Annotated in this window: 20 protein-coding genes; 4 read left to right on the plus strand and 16 right to left on the minus strand. The window is 44.4% G+C overall.

Going from position 1 to position 17,732, the window contains the following annotated elements; genetic code table 11:
- Positions 1-94 precede the first annotated feature (94 nt).
- On the plus strand, positions 95-436 hold the full coding sequence (locus JNG37_RS08625) for a helix-turn-helix domain-containing protein (RefSeq protein WP_158457245.1): 342 nt from the start codon (positions 95-97) through the stop codon (positions 434-436).
- 212 nt (positions 437-648) lie between these two features.
- Here JNG37_RS08625 and rpsI read toward each other — a convergent pair whose 3' ends face one another.
- From rpsI to JNG37_RS08685, 12 genes are all read right to left on the minus strand, one after another.
- A complete protein-coding gene (rpsI, locus tag JNG37_RS08630) occupies positions 649-1,041 on the minus strand; it encodes a 30S ribosomal protein S9 (RefSeq protein ID WP_002942223.1) in 393 nt (130 codons plus the stop codon).
- A 19-nt stretch (positions 1,042-1,060) separates the two neighbouring features.
- Positions 1,061-1,507, minus strand: a complete 447-nt coding sequence (rplM, locus tag JNG37_RS08635; RefSeq protein WP_024418516.1) for a 50S ribosomal protein L13 — start codon at positions 1,505-1,507, stop codon at positions 1,061-1,063.
- 209 nt (positions 1,508-1,716) lie between these two features.
- Positions 1,717-2,370: an ArsR/SmtB family transcription factor gene (locus JNG37_RS08640; RefSeq protein ID WP_158457243.1), complete on the minus strand. Its 654-nt coding sequence runs from the start codon at positions 2,368-2,370 to the stop codon at positions 1,717-1,719.
- 99 nt (positions 2,371-2,469) lie between these two features.
- Positions 2,470-3,729, minus strand: a complete 1,260-nt coding sequence (locus JNG37_RS08645) for a YeeE/YedE family protein (protein ID WP_158457241.1) — start codon at positions 3,727-3,729, stop codon at positions 2,470-2,472.
- Positions 3,726-5,069, minus strand: coding sequence for an APC family permease (locus tag JNG37_RS08650; protein ID WP_187321638.1), 1,344 nt, complete (start codon positions 5,067-5,069; stop codon positions 3,726-3,728). Before JNG37_RS08650 ends, JNG37_RS08645 begins: the two co-directional genes overlap by 4 nt.
- The gene (locus tag JNG37_RS08655) at positions 5,062-6,759 is read right to left on the minus strand and encodes an FAD-dependent oxidoreductase (protein ID WP_158457237.1); all 1,698 of its coding nucleotides are present in this window, start codon (positions 6,757-6,759) and stop codon (positions 5,062-5,064) included. Before JNG37_RS08655 ends, JNG37_RS08650 begins: the two co-directional genes overlap by 8 nt.
- Positions 6,760-6,874: 115 nt before the next feature.
- Positions 6,875-7,432 carry a GNAT family N-acetyltransferase gene (locus JNG37_RS08660; RefSeq protein WP_187321637.1) on the minus strand — a complete coding sequence of 186 codons (558 nt, stop codon included), beginning with the start codon at positions 7,430-7,432 and terminating at the stop codon, positions 6,875-6,877.
- Between the two features lie 307 nt (positions 7,433-7,739).
- Positions 7,740-8,633, minus strand: a complete 894-nt coding sequence (locus JNG37_RS08665) for a DUF7916 family protein (RefSeq protein ID WP_158457233.1) — start codon at positions 8,631-8,633, stop codon at positions 7,740-7,742.
- A gap of 70 nt (positions 8,634-8,703) precedes the next feature.
- Complete coding sequence (locus JNG37_RS08670; protein ID WP_158457231.1) at positions 8,704-9,564, minus strand: DegV family protein; 861 nt, start codon at positions 9,562-9,564, stop codon at positions 8,704-8,706.
- Positions 9,561-10,082, minus strand: coding sequence for an NYN domain-containing protein (locus JNG37_RS08675; protein WP_158457229.1), 522 nt, complete (start codon positions 10,080-10,082; stop codon positions 9,561-9,563). Before JNG37_RS08675 ends, JNG37_RS08670 begins: the two co-directional genes overlap by 4 nt.
- Positions 10,083-10,811, minus strand: a complete 729-nt coding sequence (gene rlmB / locus JNG37_RS08680) for a 23S rRNA (guanosine(2251)-2'-O)-methyltransferase RlmB (RefSeq protein ID WP_029186909.1) — start codon at positions 10,809-10,811, stop codon at positions 10,083-10,085.
- A 57-nt stretch (positions 10,812-10,868) separates the two neighbouring features.
- Positions 10,869-12,041, minus strand: coding sequence for a PASTA domain-containing protein (locus tag JNG37_RS08685; protein WP_158457227.1), 1,173 nt, complete (start codon positions 12,039-12,041; stop codon positions 10,869-10,871).
- A 247-nt stretch (positions 12,042-12,288) separates the two neighbouring features.
- Here JNG37_RS08685 and JNG37_RS08690 point away from each other — a divergent pair, with 247 nt between their 5' ends.
- The 3 genes from JNG37_RS08690 to JNG37_RS08700 all read left to right on the plus strand — a co-directional run bounded on the left by JNG37_RS08690 (position 12,289) and on the right by JNG37_RS08700 (position 14,404).
- Positions 12,289-12,678, plus strand: coding sequence for a DUF1761 domain-containing protein (locus tag JNG37_RS08690; RefSeq protein WP_105124054.1), 390 nt, complete (start codon positions 12,289-12,291; stop codon positions 12,676-12,678).
- 69 nt (positions 12,679-12,747) lie between these two features.
- Positions 12,748-13,728: an aromatic acid exporter family protein gene (locus JNG37_RS08695; RefSeq protein WP_158457225.1), complete on the plus strand. Its 981-nt coding sequence runs from the start codon at positions 12,748-12,750 to the stop codon at positions 13,726-13,728.
- Positions 13,729-13,816: 88 nt separating this feature from the next.
- Entirely contained in the window at positions 13,817-14,404 is a 588-nt protein-coding gene (locus JNG37_RS08700) for a cadmium resistance transporter (RefSeq protein ID WP_158457223.1), read from the plus strand.
- A gap of 115 nt (positions 14,405-14,519) precedes the next feature.
- Here the strand turns inward: JNG37_RS08700 and JNG37_RS08705 are convergent, their stop codons facing one another.
- The 4 genes from JNG37_RS08705 to JNG37_RS08720 all read right to left on the minus strand — a co-directional run.
- Positions 14,520-14,744 carry a hypothetical protein gene (locus tag JNG37_RS08705; RefSeq protein ID WP_158457221.1) on the minus strand — a complete coding sequence of 75 codons (225 nt, stop codon included), beginning with the start codon at positions 14,742-14,744 and terminating at the stop codon, positions 14,520-14,522.
- 130 nt (positions 14,745-14,874) lie between these two features.
- On the minus strand, positions 14,875-16,005 hold the full coding sequence (locus JNG37_RS08710; RefSeq protein WP_158457219.1) for an ABC transporter ATP-binding protein: 1,131 nt from the start codon (positions 16,003-16,005) through the stop codon (positions 14,875-14,877).
- A gap of 109 nt (positions 16,006-16,114) precedes the next feature.
- Positions 16,115-16,966, minus strand: coding sequence for a helix-turn-helix domain-containing protein (locus tag JNG37_RS08715; protein ID WP_158457217.1), 852 nt, complete (start codon positions 16,964-16,966; stop codon positions 16,115-16,117).
- Positions 16,967-17,114: 148 nt separating this feature from the next.
- Positions 17,115-17,732, minus strand: a 618-nt coding sequence (locus JNG37_RS08720) for a mucin-binding protein (RefSeq protein WP_202848249.1), incomplete at its 5' end; no start/stop codon positions are given.

Here is a 17,732-nt window from a genome sequence, read left to right on the forward strand (position 1 = left end):
ACAAACTGTCCTCTTAAGTCTATTTTTATAGTCCTTTTAATACCTTTTAACTATCCTTAAAAACATATATCCTTAGAGGATAGGAGGACAGGAAATGACCCTTGATCAATATGTTGCAAAACAGGTACAAAAGTTACGAAAAGAATTTAAATTAACACAAGAACAATTAGCTGAAGCAGCCAATATCGATGTGTCTTCAATCGCAAAAATTGAACGTGGAGAACGTTCAAACATCAAGGTTAATACCTTAGAGAAATTAATTAGCGCCTTCAACATTTCAACAACAACTTTCTTCAATGGCTATCAAGCAATCGACAAACCAACAGAGCCCTTACTCGAAACCTTGCAGACAAACTTATCAAATCTAAGCAGTAACAAACGCAAAGAGTATTTATTAATTTTCGATGCAATTCTAAAAGCCGGAGAAAACGATTAGTAGCAAATACACATAAACGAGCAGCGTGATCCTGCTCGTTTTTATCACATTCAAAAATACATACTAACCTTGTCTCTACTACTCATATCCTTCTACTCTGCAATCTTAAAAAGTAATGGTGTGAATTAGGTGTGAATTTTGCTAAAAAAATATCAAAAAACACCCCATGGTGTGAACCATGAAGTGTTGTTCTGCAGTATTGTAGCTGGTTCTTAACGTTTAGAGAACTGGCTAGCTTTACGTGCTTTCTTAAGACCTGGTTTCTTACGTTCAACCATACGAGCGTCACGTGTAAGAAGGCCTGCGCGTTTCAATGAATCGCGGAAGTCTGGGTCTACTTGAAGCAATGCACGCGCGATACCGTGACGGATCGCACCTGATTGACCACCGTAACCACCACCGTTCACGTTAACGAAAACGTCGTATGAACCTTGTGTTGAAGTTACTGCGAATGGTTGGTTGATAACCAAACGAAGGTCAGCGTGTGGGATGTACTCTTCTACATCTTTTTTGTTTACTGTGATTTTACCAGTACCTGGGACCAAACGTACGCGTGCAACCGCGTTTTTACGACGACCAGTACCTGTGTATTGTGCTTGTGCCATTTAGATTACGTCCTTTCCCTTAGATAAGACCTGAAATATCAAGTACTTCTGGTTGTTGTGCAGCGTGAGTGTGCTCGCTACCCACAAACACTTTCAATTTCATGCCTTGTGCACGACCAAGTGTGTTGTGTGGAAGCATACCTTTAACTGATTTTTCAATCAAACGAACAGCGTTTTTAGAACGCAATTCACCAGCTGAGATTGATTTCAATCCGCCTGGGTGGTTTGAGTGAGTGTAGTAGATCTTATCAGTTGCTTTTTTACCAGTCAATTTCACTTTCTCAGCGTTGATAACGATAACAAAGTCACCAGTATCAGTGTGCGGTGTGAAAGTTGGTTTGTTTTTACCGCGAAGAACGCTAGCAACTACTGCTGAAAGGCGTCCAAGAGGTACATCAGTAGCGTCTACTACATACCATTTACGTTCAACTTGGCCTGGTTTAGCCATAAATGTTGTTTTGTTCATGATTTCTCCTATACGAATCGTTTTTGTTTACTGGGCGGATGTTCCGGTCCGCGGGTATTTGGAAGGTTCCGGGGCCTTTCAAATGGGGTAAACAATACCGTCTACCATTTTATCAAATCTACTAGTCTCCGTCAAGCCATTTTACTTTACTTTTTTTATTTTTTGAAAGATAGCAGAGCTACTGAAAATGAAAGCCTTGCCATCTACAACTACTCCTCTCTAGTTCGCTTCCAATCAAAATGTGTCCCACTTACACTATAGGCATGATAACCTCTCTTATTTAGAAAGGCCGCCGCCCGATTGGCATAGGTACAGAATAATCCCCTACAATACAGAATAATTGGTTTATCGCGCTTTAATTCCTCTAAATGCTCCTCCAATTGACTGAAGGGAATATTCACCGCCCCATCTACATGCTCCAGCTCAAATTCACTAACGCTTCTTAGATCAACTAGTTGTGCCTGGCTAGAAAAGACCTTATCCTTGGCTTCATCTAAACCAATTGTTTGGATTGCTTTATCTTGCTCAATATAACTCTTTTCAATCCACCCTAACATCGGCGACCGTTCTTCACTAATGGAATGAATATCAGACAAGAGTTTTTCTACTGTCGGGGTGGAAATACTGTACCAAATATATTTTCCGTCTCTTTCAATTGAAACGAGAGATGCTTCCTTCAGAACTTGCAAATGCCTAGATGTATTAGCTGTTGTCATATCGGTCATTCTGGTTAGCTGTTCTACCGTCTTGGGTCCATGAATTAAACGGTGAAGTATCTCCAAGCGTTTTTCACTAGAAAGGGCTTTGGCGATCCGAACATATTCTAAAAATACTTGATCCATATAGTCACGATCTTGACTCATGATGACTCCTTGCTAAACTTACTGTTTCCATTATAGCATATAGTAAAAATACTCTGCTAGTCAGAACTAACAAAGTATTTTTCCTTAATACTATAGGAATTAGAGTTCTAATTTCTTGGCTACCGTATTACCTAGCACTCCACCCGCAACCAGAACAACTAAGAAAATCCATCCCGACAGAGAATAATTCGCAATCGGAGTAAAGAGAGCCCCTACATTACAGCCATTAGACAACCGCGTTCCAAATCCCATCAGCAATCCTCCTACTGCAAAGAAGAAAGCCTGTTTTGGAGTAATTTTCAACTCTGATTTGGCTACTTTGGTAAAGGTACCTGAGGTCAACAAGAAGAAAATTGTCCCTAACATGATTCCAAAGTTTTGTGTGCTAATTGGATGTTCAAAGAATGGTGTTGAAAATGCCCCCTCTGGCATCAGGGTAAACTCCGCCAAACTACTTGCATCTATACCAAACAGCATCAAGAATTGACCAAACCATAAACCGTAGGGAGTACTTGCACCCCAACCTGCTTTTGTCACTCCCATTAAGAGAGTGAAGAGAATGGCAAGAATAACCGCAGCTTTACGCAAAGACCATGCCTTTACAAACAAGCGATCATACCAGCCTGCCTCATCCGCTGGATTTTCCAAAGACTCTGCCACTTCCATATCTTGAATTTTCTCGCCAAAGTGACCAGTATAGGTGCCGGCTTGCTTGCGTTTATTTTCATAACGATAAGAAAGCCAAATGACAATTCCACAGAGGAGGCCGGTACACATCAATGCTCCCAGATATCCACCCAGGCCATCAAATTTGAACATATCTGGTAGATAGACCCCTCCATATAGTTTAGAACCCACTTCACTTGTAAACCAAGATTGTGTAATCCAACTAGCTGAATTCTGAACAGGAAATCCAATAAATACGCCAAAGCAGAAAAAGACCAATGTAATCAATCCACGAGGCAAGGCTGTCACCAAATCAGTCAATACGCCTGAAGCACAACAAGAGGAGAAGGTCATCCCAAATCCAAACAAGATTCCTCCTAAAAGAAGACCAAGGTTGATGGGATTCACCCACAAATCGTAAGATGCCGCATCTGCATTAAATAGAAAAGCGGTACTCAATAAAGTTGTAATAAAGAACATCATCATCATAGTCCGCATCAAGCGTGTTGAACCCGTTCGATAGGCACGATTGACACTACCTGCAAATCCTGTATACCCTCGACTGAGCGTGTAACCTAAAGCTACCCCCATCACCAGCCGAAAGAACAGCATCTCCGATGACAATAATTTTGGACCCAAAATCAGAATAGCCGCTCCTAATAGAAAACCGCTATAACGTTCTACATGTTTCATAAAAACTCCTTTTTATTTTGTTTATTCTTTGCAAAATGAAAATAAAGAAATCCTAAACCGACCCAAATGCCCAAAATTCCGAATGAATAGAGAGACAACTGACTCGGTGAATTTGGGAAAACGAGCAACAGTACAAACACAATCCCCACTAACATTCCCAGCAAACTTTGATACTTCATGATCCGTCTTTCTGTCAGCCGACTGCTCACATAACAAACATAAGCGTAGGTCACCGCCGCCATCAAACTGGACAAATCAACGATATAAGAAATAACACTTCTCCCCAAGAACGGCATCAGAATACTCACAACCGTTACAAACCGTAAAGCATTTACTGGTATCTCATATTGATTCTCCTCAGCAAAATAAGCAGGAAGTAATCTATGCGTCGCTAGAGAAGCTAATACTCGGCTACTTCCAACTAAAAAGCCGTTGATTCCACCAACTACTGCGGCAAAAAGAGCAAGGCATAGACCAACAAAACCAACCCAGCCTGCATGTTCTGAAATGGCACTCCCCAAAGCCCAATCAAGTTGACTAGCCTGAGTTGGAGAATAGGCTAAGGCTGTTATCACATTCAACATATTGTAAATGAGCATCCCAATTATAGTTGCTAGAATCGTCATTCTTGTTGCGAAACGGAAAGGGAAACCAAGATCAGTCAAGACCTGCGGCACAATATCAAATCCAACAAAAAGAAAGGGAATAATGGCCAACACCTTCAAAATCGCAACGCCATCAATCTGAGACTGCTCTAAATAACTAGCCGTAAACTGAACACGATTTCCAGAAACGAGCATATAGATACAACTCACCACTACAATGACTACCAGACTTATGATCAATATCTTTTGCAAACGCATGGAGAGAGAGACTCCCTGCAGATTGACCCAATAAAATACCAGGATTACTACTGTTGAAATCAGTACATCCGTGATATAGACTGGATAGGAGGCCGCAGTATAAAGATACCCAAAAGAAATGCCTCCGAAAAGTTGTTTCAAAACCAGTACCACCGCAGTAGCATTCAAGGGAATCAAGGTGAGATAGCAAAATGTCAAGGCCCAGCCTACTAGAAAACCATGACCTCTTCCTAAATGTACGAATACATAGGAAAACTCCCCACCACGTTCATGATGGTGTTCAATCATGACATGGTAGCCCATCTGAATAAAATAAATCAGTACAGCTCCAAGCAAAAATGCAACTGCCGTGTTAAGAACTCCTGCTTCAGGCAGAAATTTATTCCCCGGCAGATAGAAGGCACCCCAGCCAATAACCGACCCAATTACTAAGGAAATAACATCTAATTTTGATAAGGTCTGTCTGCCACTAGTCAAAGTTATACCCCGTCACGATCGATCTTCTATCGGTCGTTTTATCCTTGAAATATTCGTAATAACTCAAGGCAAGGAAGGAACCTTGGATATTGATAATATTGTCAAAGCCGTACCCTTTCAAGGCGCGGATAGCATAATAGCTATTCCAAGAGGTCCGACAATGAATGTAAACCGTTCTATCTTTCGGAATCTCCCCTAAGCGTTGTCGAATTTCATCGAGCGGAATGTTTACTGCACCGATAATATGAGATTTGTCAAAGGCTTCCTTCCCACGAACATCAAGAATAAACGCACCTTCATCTACCAACTGACGAACACTTGTTACGGGTACTTGCTGATAGTCCCCATTGAGATAGTTGAGGCCGACAATTCCAGCAAAGTTCACCACATCTTTTGCAGTTGAAAAAGCAGGAGCATAGCACAATTCCAAATCTTTCAAGTCTTCCAGGTAGCCCCCGAAACTAATCACGGTCGCAATGACATTGATGTTCTTAACAGGACTGCCCTTGCTGATCGCCTGGGCACCTACTATTTTTCCGGTCGGATACTGATAAAGTAATTTAAAGTGCATGGGTGCTGCATCTGGCATCAACCCAACACGGTCGTTTGGGATAACCAAGGCAACACGATAATCGATACCAGCCTTTTGGCAGTCTTTTTCATTTAGCCCTGTACTAGCCGCATTCAGACCAAAGACCCGGATGCAAGAAGAACCAATCACGCCTCGATTGCGATTTTGTTTGCCTGAAATCGCATCTGCCACGTTTCGAGCTTGTTTTTGGGCAGGACCAGCCAGGGGTAGTCTGGTTTTCTGACCTGTAATCTGATGCACAACTTCAATAGCATCACCCACAGCATAAACATCTGGTAAGTTTGTTTGGTAGCGGTAGTCTACTTCAATCGCCCCTGTCTCCCCTAATTTTATGCCTGACTTGACTGCAAAATCAACATCTGGGCTGACACCAATAGCTACTATAACTGCTTGAGCGGGCAATCGTTTACCACTCAGTAACACAACTTCCTTCTCTGTAATCTCGACAACACTATCCTCTAAGATTAGTTGCACACCATTGTCAAAGAGTTCCTTGTGCAGCATCTGAACCATATCATCATCAAACGGAGTCATGATTTGAGAACTGGCTTCAACAAGGCTTACCTCTTTGCCAGAATGGCGCAAACATTCTGCTGCCTCGACACCAATAAATCCGCCACCAATCACAACGATTTGCTCTGCTTTTGAATGCTTTAAATGCTGATCAATGTTGCGAACATCTGACACATTCTTCAATGCGAAAACATGAGGAGCATCGATACCTTTTATACTAGAGGGACGAATTGCCCTTGCCCCAGGTGACAAAATGAGAGCATCATACCAATCTTGAAACTCTTCGCCAGTCTCAAGATTTTTTACAGTAACCTTATGTTCATCTGCAAGAATCTCTATCACTTCATGACGAACTTTGGCATCCAGATTATAGGTTTTCTTAAAACTCTCAGTATCATAAAAAACTAAATCCTCTACATTTTCGACTTCTCCGCTGAAATAGTTTGGCAAGCAACAGTTAGAAAAGGAAATATCGTAACCCTTATCGTAAATCTGAATCTGGCTTCTTTCATCAATTCTACGAAGACGAGCTGCTACAGAGGCACCGCCTGCAACACCACCTACAACTATATATTTCTTAGTCATCACGACCTCCTTTGTGATTTTTCTCTCAAGCACATTCTAACATTCAATTGATTGTTTGTCAACGATTTCAAAATAAAAGAATGGACTTCTTTCCATTCTTCTAAAATTTACTCACCTACTGATCTAGTTGTCCAGGCAAGACCAGCTTCTCCTTATAAGGAAAGGTCTTATCAAATTCTTCCAAGACCAATTCATCCACCGTGTAGCCCAGCGAATCTGTAAACCACCAGTCTCGGCCATCCAAGGCTTCTGGTTGGAACAACTTGACCAAGAAATAATCAGCTTCTGGGTCCGCTTGATAGCGAATGCCGACCTCCTTCCTCTTAACAAAACCAAATCGACTGTAGTAATCAGGAAAGCCTGTAATGGCCACCAAAGCCGCTCCGCTATTTTCCGCCAAAGCCAGCGAATGCTCCAAAAGTGCCTGACCGTAACCGCGGCCTTGCTGGTCTGGCGAGATGCTAAAGGGACCAAAGGTCAGACTAGGCAGGCGAGTGCCGTCTACCGTGATCTCCGACGCGACATAGAGGATATGCCCTACCAGCTGACCGTCGGCTTCCGCCACAAGATTGAGGTCTTTTATCACATGGTCTTGCCCGCGTAATTGATGCAGGACCAGATGCCCCGTCGCACTCAGATAATAGTCCTTCAGTTTACTTTTAGTACAAGGCAACGAGTTGCAGACAGTATTGGAGTACGGCAAAACGAGTTAACGATGTAATAAAAGATAAACTGACGGACGAAAGACATTCCAAAGGCGTCACGTGTTTGCTCCTCCACCGCACGCTGATCCTTTTCTTCTCTTCTAAATAATAAGTGACATTTTTTGCTCCATGTAAATCAAAAGTAGCCTAGGAAACGAAGGCGACGATAGAACTCTGTTACTGTCTTATTTCAAGGTAACAGGCTGAAAAACTCCACTGGAGTTTTTCAGTCATCAAGCCAAGTTGACAACGGATAATTTTGATTTTCGCAGAGGACTATCTCCTCACCGACTGCCCCATTTTAAAATAGGTGTGCCGCTTGCCTCTGACCGCCAAGGACAGGGCCAAGATATTTTCAGGGTCGGGCATCCGACCGTAACCTCCGTCTCCAATATGGTGGATGTCTGAACCCACCCGCTTGTTGCTGAGCCCAAACTCCCGTACCGTCTGGCTGTCCGCACTCTCCTGGCTGGTCCCAATGGTCGAAATAACCAGACCACCACGCGCCTTGACCTGACTGACGATCGGTGCCACTATTTCCTCCCGCACACCCGGCACCGTTCCGACCGCAGGAATGAGGACACCGTCTGCCCCCAAGTCCACAAAGTCCAGCAGGGCTTGGCTGTCTACGACCGACTCTCCCAGACCTGCACCGTGCATTTTCCCCGCAAAGATGAGGCCCTCAAAGTGTTCTTTGGCAAGGCCAATAGCAGAGCGGATTGCAGCCATGGATACACCCGTAGCAGGATTGCCTGTCAGCATGATGAAGTCTACGCCAAGGGCTTGGGCCTGTCGCAAACTTTCTGGACTGACCTGACGACCAGGTTTGAGAAAGACCTGCTGGTCTTGGACCTCTTGGCTAGCATCCACAGGCTCCAAGTTAATCCCGACCAATCGACCCGTCAACCGCTTGATTTCCGCGATAGGATTGTCGCAGTCGTAAAAACCAACAATCTCCGGATGAAAGACATCCAATTCGTTGAGCACCAAGAGGTCACAACCAAAAGCAGCCATCATCTCCGCATTGGTCACCCCGGCAATCAAGGGAGCCGCTGTGACCACCGTTTCTCCCATGATAATCCGACCTTCACTGGATAAAATGGACTGCTTGAGCTCCTCCTTGGTCGCTCCCAGCAAGTCACTCGCATAACAAGACAACAAGCGTTTCATAAGAACCTCCATTTGATCTTGATTAGTATATTTTGTAAACGTTTTCTTTTATTTCTTAAAAGAAAAGAGATTATCTCTCTTCTTTATTGATAGATAGGATAGCTAACACCCCAGTTCCTGTATGGGTGGCAATGATCGGACCCAACTCAGTCAAAAGAACATCGCTGACACGGCTATCTTCCAACAAGGTTGCCTTAATCGCTTCAGCCGCCTCAATATCACCTGTATAGGCCACCATAACCGTAGAATGATCCAAATTATCCAAGGTCAGGTTCAACATTTCCTTGATTCCTTTTTTGCGACCACGGATTTTAGCAATCGCTTCTAACCTTCCTTCCGCATTGAGCGCAAGGAGGGGCTTGATATTGACCAGACCACCAATGAGAGCAGCTGCTTTAGATAAGCGACCACCACGCACCAGGTGGTTAAGGTCATCGACCAAGAGATAGGTCCGCAAGCGTGGCACCAATTCCTCAATCAGCGCCTTGGTTTCTGCCAAAGTCTTACCCGCAGCACGCGCTTGAGCCGCCTGCATGACCAAGTAGCCTTCCCCGATAGAAGCCGCCTTGGTATCGACAATCTCGATATGGGCTTGTGGATAGTTATCCAAGACCATATCACGTGCAATAGTCCCACTCTGATAGGTCCCTGAAAGAGCCGATGAAAAGGCTAGGTAGAGTACATCTTGACCTTCCTTGGCTGCCGCTTCAAAAACTTCTTCAAACTGACCAACATTGACCTGACTGGTTGTCGGAAGGCCTCCAGTCGCCATTTTATCCAGCAGATCTGCTGAGGTCAAGCGGTTTTCCCCAACGGTTTCATAGGTCACACCATCTAGGTTAATGGTCAAACCAAGCACGGTCACATCATTTTCTTGGACCCAGCTGGTTGGCAAATCCGATGTCGAATCGGTTACGATTGTAAATGTCACTCTTTCATTTCCTCCATCATTTCTTTTAAGGCTTGAAAATTCCCATCTGACCAAGGATTGAGTCGTGGGGTATAAAGTTCGACCTGGTCCACAAACTTATCCAAGTCCTTTTTGATAACCCTGGCTCTCTCCTCTAACTCACACGCCGAAATCCGTAAGGCCCCTTGTGAAAAGACCACCCATTGTTCGTTGAGGTCGCTGGTTGCGACGGAAACCTGCTTGCGACGGTCACTATTGAGCTGGGCACTGAGTCGTTCGATGTAGCTATCTGCCGTCTCTTCCTCCTCTGTAAAAATGACCGATATCTTAAATTCGTCATACTGTTGGCGAAGACCTGGCACATGGTGGGCATCAAAGACACAAATCACCTCGATTTGTTCAAAGGCTGCGTAGTGAGACAAGGTTCGAAGCAAGGTCGTTCTGGCCGCATCCAAGTCTCCCTTTTTAAAATCTTGCTTGGTGGCCTGCCAAAAGGCAATCATGTTGTAGCCATCTACAATGAGAACTTTTTCTTTCATTTAGATTTTCTTCCGAAATACTTCGTACATCAGCACGGCTGCTGCTACGCTGGCGTTGAGAGATTGGACATGGCCCTTCATAGGAATGGTAATCATCTCATCCACCTGCTTTTTGATATTACTGGAAATCCCTTTACCTTCGTTGCCGATAATAAGGGCTAGCTTGCCAGCTGTATTCCACTTGTGGCTCGGGGTTCCGTTCATATCGGTACCAAATACCCAGAAACCTGCCTCCTTGAGCTTGTCGAGGGTTTGGCTGAGATTGGTCACTCGGGCGATTGGGACATGGGCCACCGCACCTGTGGAGGTCTTAGCCACAACAGGCGTCACGCCAACTGCTCGGTGCTTGGGAATGATGATGCCTGCCACCTGAGTCGCATCTGCGGTCCGTAAAATCGAGCCGAAGTTGTGGGGGTCTGTCAGACCGTCCAAGATGAGAATGAGGGGATTGTCTTCCTGCTCTGCCTTTTCCAAAATTGCCGACAGGTCCGCATAGGCAAACTCGGAGACCCGCAGGACAAATCCTTGGTGGACGGCACCTTCTGTCATATCAGACAGGGTCTTTTTCGGCGTCCAGGAAATTGACACCTTCTTCTCTGCTGCCAGGGCCTTGATTTTTTCTACATTTTTTCCGCGCAAATCATCCTGAATGTAGAGTTTGTTGCCGGTGTTGGCCTCCAAACTCTCCACCACAGCATGTACGCCATATACGATATCATTTTGTTCCATGGTTTTATTATAGCATATTTTAGAGACAAAAAAGCCAAGGAAAACCTTGGCTAAAACTTACTCCCTGTATTCTTCCAATAAAACATACCAGTGGGTGTTCCCTGTAGCTTCCTCATAGGAACCATGTTCCAACTCACCTTGGGCATTGACACGGTACCGCCAATAGCTTGGTTCAAAGTCTGAATCCGATGGAATCGTCACATCTGCATAAACCAAATCATCTTCCTCTTTGTAAACCGAAATGACTGGTTGTTGACGATTGTAGTGAACGTTCTCTGGGTTCATGAAAAATGCATAGGCAACCCATCTCTGCACCTGCTCAGTTGTCAAATCCTTGGTATTGACCTGTGCAAGACCTCCCTGAACTTCCGTCAACGAAATCCAACCCTGTCCTGACTTTAGCTTGCCCCAGCTATGACCATCGTTATAAGTCGTCTCCACAATAGTATAGGTGCCTGGATCAATGGTCGCAACATAAGTTGCCGTTAAATAAGGCGCTTGAAGGATAGACAAGCCTGTCCTTTCAATTTCAATGGCAAAGGTTTGAGAAGAAACTTGGCTACTGCTCGTCGTCGAAGCTGTTCCTTCACTGCTTGTTTCTGATGTCGCAGTCTCCTCTTTTGCTACAATCAGATCTACCACTTCCCCTCTTTTCACCTTGCTGCCCCCACTAGGTGTCGATAAGCTGACTTGCCCCGGTTCAACAGTCTGTCCACCAATTTCCGTAACTGTTCCCAATACAAAACCTTCATCACGCAAGACTTCCTTGGCCTCAGCCAAGGACACGCCACGTAATTCTGGAACCCTAACATGCTGCATGTCTGTATAAACATAGTAAACACCAAACATACCGACTAGTAGTACTAAGAGGGAAATAAAAATGCCCAGTTGTCTTCTTCTTGCAGCCGCCAGTTGTCTCTCCTCTTTCTCTAAAAGATACTGGGAATAATCGTTCTCAGCATCATCAAGCATTTGCTGAAAGACTAGTCGCTGACTGTCATCTGAGGCTTGAGCCAAATGAAGTTGGAGTTGAAAAATTCGATCTTTGTACTCTGTTTCAATTTGACGTTCATGCTCCTTCTCAAGAAGTGCATTCTGTTTTCTTAGCGCATGGGTCTGGGAATTAATCGCATAGGACTGAGAATGAATAGCATTGGTCTGGGCATCCATTTTTCGACTTAGTTCATCATGTCTTCGCTGTTCTTCCATATCACGCATCCATTTATCCATGCTCCAACTCTCCTAAAAACAAGTTCATCATCGACTTAGTATTCTCCACCAAGCCTATTTCTCATAGTATAACAAAACAATGATAGAAGAGCAATCCCATGGGATTGCTCTCATATTTCAAATTACAGCTAATAACAGTTTATCAACGGTTTTGTTTGTATTTTTTGAAAAAGAAATTTTGACATGTGACATACGATGTGGTATGCTAAGCTTTATTAACTTGTCCGTACAAGTATAAGGAGAATATATGACACTTATTTTGGGAATTGTGGCAGGGCTGATTGCCTTTGCGATTGGTGGTTTGTGGTATGGTTTGATTTTCCGTGATGCTTGGATTGAAGCCTCTGGCATTGACATGGCCAAGGTAGAAGCTGACCGTCAAGCTGGGAAAAATGGCCAGAAGGAAATGGTGATTTCCTTGGCGATTGAAGTTTTGACTGCTGTTGTGGCAATTTTCTTCATCAAGACCCTTGATGTTTCACCACTCCACGCAGCTGGTGGCATGGGCGTAATTGCAGTCCTTGCTTCATTGAAGAACTACGTCTTTGAGCAACGCCCTCTTAAACTCATCCTTATCAACGAAAGCTACAAACTGGTCTGCTATTTGGTAGTCGGAATCATTGCCTTGTTTGCATAAATTCAACCCTCCTAAGCTAGGAGGGTTTTATGGTACAATAAAAAGAAGACTAAGACCAAAGGAGCCACCATGTCCCTCTCCCTCCGAACCATTAAACTGATATTTGCTACCGTGCTGGCCATTTACCTCGCGACCACCCTGGGCTTGTCCTATGCGACGGCAGCTGGCATCATCGCCATTCTCAGCGTCCTCGACACCCGCAAGTCCAGCTTCAAAATGGCCCTCAACCGCCTCTTCTCCACCTTCCTGGCCCTTACCATGGCCGTCCTGACCTTCGCCTTCTTTGGCTTTGGCATCTGGACTCTGGGCATCTACCTGGCACTCTACGTCCCTCTGGCCTACCGTTTCAACTGGGAGGCAGGCATCGCTCCCTCGACCGTCCTTGTCACCCACCTCTTGCTAGAGCAGGATATTTCGCTGATTTTTTTGGGAAATGAGCTGGCGCTTTTTCTGATTGGGGCAGGACTTGCACTCTTGTTTAACCTCTATATGCCCTCGCAAGAAAAGCAAATCCAGGCCTATCATGACCAAGTCGAAGACCTACTCAAGCAGATTCTCCTCCGCTTTGAAGCCTTTCTACTCAACGGCGACGGACGAAACGAGGCAGAATTGATTACGCAGCTGGATAAGACCTTGGACGAGGCCCTCAAAGTCGTCTATCTAGACCGCCACAACCAGCTCTTCCAGCAGACCAATTACCAGGTCCATTACTTTGAAATGCGAGCCGCACAAAACAAAATCCTGCGAACCATGGCAGGAAATATCAACAAATGTTTACTGGAAGGCAGAGAAAATGTCATCCTGTCCAGCCTCTTCGAGCGAGCAGCCCAGCAACTGAGCCGAGAAAACTCCGCCAAGGAATTGCTCCTAGACATCGAGCTCTTCCATGCCACCTTCCGCGAACGGCCTCTGCCACAAACCCGAGAAGAATTTGAAACCCGAGCCACCCTCTTCCAACTCCTACACGACATGGAAGCCTTTATTCGCCTCAAGGTTGACTTTTATGAGGTTTACAAAGATGAAGATGAGGGTAGTGAAAAAGGAAATTAAAATGAATCGCAATTTTTACTTCTATCTTTCAAAATTGATGTGCCTCTGTAAATAAATATCTATGACTACTATATTATACGGAGGAACCATGACTATTATTACTTATGCACTGATTCTTGGTATTTCAACAAGTATCGATTATTTCCTAATTTTATTCCTTTTATTTTCACAGGCAAAGAAACCAGGTGAAAAACGCACAATCTATTTTGGACAACTACTTGCTAGTTTTATACTCATTCTCTTAAGTTCAATCCTTAGCCAAGTTGCCAATATTTTTCTAGCTGACTGGGTCCTTGGTCTGCTCGGCTTCGTCCCTATTCTACTAGGGGTTAGAATCCTTTTTGAAAACGAAGCAGAAACAGAAATTCCTGATAGCAAAATCGGACTACTATCTATCATTTTTATTTCATTAGCATCGGGAGTAGATAATTTAGGAATATTTACCCCTTATTTTACAACTTTAAGTACCTTAGAAACACTCTTAACTGCTAGCCTGATCTTGCTAGAGACAGTCGCCATTTGCTACCTAGCAGAAAAATTTGGAAGTCTCCATAGCATTTCTGAATTCATAGAAAAATATGAAAAAATGATTCTTCCAACCATTTTTATCGTATTAGGAATCTACATTTTATTCGAATTCGGAACAATGACCTACCTACTGCAATTACTAACATAAGAAAAGGAACCGTCAGTTTAAACCGACGGTTCTTCTATTTTCCCATGAAATTCATCTGATATAGTCTTTTAGTTTACTTTTAGTACTAGGCAACGAGCCGCAGGCATAACTGGAGTTAGGCAAGGTGAGTTAACGACGTAATAAAAGATGAACTAAATGACGATACTTGGTTGTGCAAATGCAAGAAAGATATACCCATCATAACCGCATTCCCTGCGACTGCAATGATAAATTCCTCCTTGGAGGATACCGTCCCCAGCCAAACAGCCAAGATCAAAGTGAGATTGTAAATCAAAATGGAGAAAGCAGTCCAGCGAATTTTTCTAAGTAACGTCTTCATAGGAAACCTCCTGTAAGTATCTTTTCTATATTTATTATATAGAGTTTAGCAAACAAAAATAAGAAATTATATGTTCCTAGCCAAAAACCGCCAGATTTTCATCTGACGGTCAGGTGTTTTATGAACAATTTTATACGATGGCCTTGCTTGTTTCATCATCAAAGAAGTGAGCTTTGTTGAGGTTGAAGGTCAAGCGGACTTTATCGCCTGGGTTATGATAGTCACGTGCATCAACACGAGATACGAATTCTGTGCTACCTACTTTAGAGTAAAGCATGGTTTCTGCACCGAGAAGCTCTGAAACGACTACTTCTGCTTCTACGATAGAAGAAGGGTAAGTATCCAACTCCAACTGAGAAGCCTTGATGTCTTCTGGACGAATACCAAGTGTGAAGCTCTTACCATTGTAGCCTTTTTCTTCCAAGTGCTTGCGACGACCTTCTGGAAGATCCACTTTGAAGCCATCTCCAGCAAGAACACCATCTTGAAGCGTCACTGTGAAGAAGTTCATAGCAGGGCTACCGATGAAGCTGGCAACAAACTTGTTGACTGGACGATTGTATAGCTCTTCTGGGCTACCGATTTGCTCGATACGACCGATTGTACCTGTACCTGCTGGGTTTTTAGTCGCAGACATGATAACGATACGGTCAGCCAAGGTCATAGCTTCTGTTTGGTCGTGGGTTACGTAGATGGTTGTTGCACCGATACGGCGGTGGATTTTGGCAATCTCTGTACGCATGGATACACGCAATTTGGCATCCAAGTTTGACAAAGGCTCATCCATCAAGAATACTTTTGCATCACGGACGATGGCACGACCCATGGCAACACGTTGACGTTGTCCACCTGAAAGGTCAGCTGGTTTGCGCTCCAAGAATTCTGTCAAGCCAAGAATTTGTGCAGCCTCTTCCACACGTTTTTTGATTTCATCCTTGCTGTATTTACGCAATTTCAAACCGAAAGCCATATTGTCAAATACAGTCATGTGTGGGTAGAGGGCATAGTTCTGGAATACCATGGCAATGTCACGGTCTTTAGGTGCCACATCGTTCATCAACACGCCATCGATGTATGCTTCCCCTTCTGTAATATCTTCCAAACCAGCAATCATACGAAGAGTGGTTGACTTACCACATCCTGAAGGACCTACGAATACGATAAACTCCTTGTCCTTGATGTCCAAGTTAAAATCTTCAACTGAGTAATGCTCGCTGTTTGGGTATTTTTTGTAGATATTTTTTAAATTCAATTGAACCATGTTCAATCCTCGCTTTCTTTGATGCTTATATTATAAATGAAAACGCTTTATCTTTCTCTGTCAGAGTGAACAAAATAAAAAAGATATTCTGTGCAAGCTGCACAAAATATCAAAATTCATCATCTATGATAGCGTGATAACATACCGCTAAATCATTTAACTCCTTTAACTGCAAGCCTGTCCATTCCTGCCATTTATCCAAGCGATACTGAAGCGTATTGCGGTGGATATACAGCCGTTGTGCAGTCTTGGTCAATACTGCCCCTTCAGCCCACAAGGCTCGAATCACGTCTCCCAGGTCCTGTTTGGAAACCAACTGCGCCACTCCTGTTTTTAAGCTGGCGTAAGATTTGCCCGACCAAAGGAATAATTGACTAAACTGCAAGAGGGTCGAATGATTATAGGTCTGGCACCATTCTTGAAAGAGAGCTTCTTCCTGCTGAAAAAGTTGTGGCCAAGAAGCTGCGACTTCCTCTGGCCAAACCTGTCCAACAAAAACAGTCAAGCGCAGACCAAAATCAAACTCGAGTGCCGACAGGGTGTCTCTCAAGATCTCCCGACAATCTAGATAAGGCGACTGCTCTAAGACAAAAACATAGTCACTAGCCGTGGAAGCATACCAGGCTACTAGATTGGGAAGCAGGTCTTCCATCGTCTGACGCCAAGCTTGGCGGACTTCATCTTCCACATCCGACCACAATCGAACCTGTACAAACTGCAAAGCTGCAATAGGCTGTGGCAAGGATCGCTTGCCATCCAAGAAAAGCCGCCAAGGAGACTGCTGGCTCTCTGTCCCTTCTCCTTGTAACAAATCCAACAAAAAGCGTTCCCGATCCGATAGGCCTTCACCTAACGTCAGATACTGTCCGTCCACAAGTTTGACGAAAGCCTCTCCCTGTTGAGGGCGCGCATTCGACCACTTGGCCTGCGGAAAATATTGCAAGACTCTTTCCTTATCCACTTCGACTCTTCCTCTCTATTTTCTGTAATCCATTATACCATATCCCCGTCTTCTCCAAACAAAATATAGGTGCCCCATCATGAGGCACCTATATTTCTATTCTAGCGCGGAGAAAACTGCCGTAACAGCCAGTCTCACCTGCTATCACTTATTCCTGGTCCTTACGACCTTTTCGTGACATGCCTAGGCCTGCCAACAAGATTCCGACACCTACTGCCGATACCAAACTTGTTTGACTCTCACCTGTCTTAGGTAATTGTCTCACAGGGGTCTCAGTTGCTGGTTTCTTCGGTTCAGGTACAATGATGTATTCAATCACTGTATCAACACTTGGGTTCTCAGGCATTGGAGGGAGTCTGTAACCCTTCGTCGGATCCTTCGGATCAATAAATTCCAAAGGCTGTCCATCAGGACCGAACGGAATCAAGCCTGGTACGAACGGAATGATTGGTCGGTCTGTACCTGGAACAGTTGGGTCTGTTGGGTGGTTCGGGTAGACAACTGGTGGGATTGGATCGAATCCATCTGGTACACGAGGGGTCCATGAACCGAGTGGGCTGTAAGTCACCACTTCTGTCATGTCGCTTGACAATGGACCGACTTCAACTGCTGATACGCTTGCCTTGTCTGCCAGGTAGCCCTGCTTGAGTGGAGAAGCCACTTCTGGAAGAGTCTGGTTGGCAGTCCAATCACCATAGTGGATGGCACCTGTCACCAGGTTGACCTCGGCACTGCGGCGGAAGGACTTGGTCTCTGTCACCCTATC

This window comes from Streptococcus suis, assembly GCF_016775005.1.
Taxonomy (GTDB): domain Bacteria; phylum Bacillota; class Bacilli; order Lactobacillales; family Streptococcaceae; genus Streptococcus; species Streptococcus suivaginalis.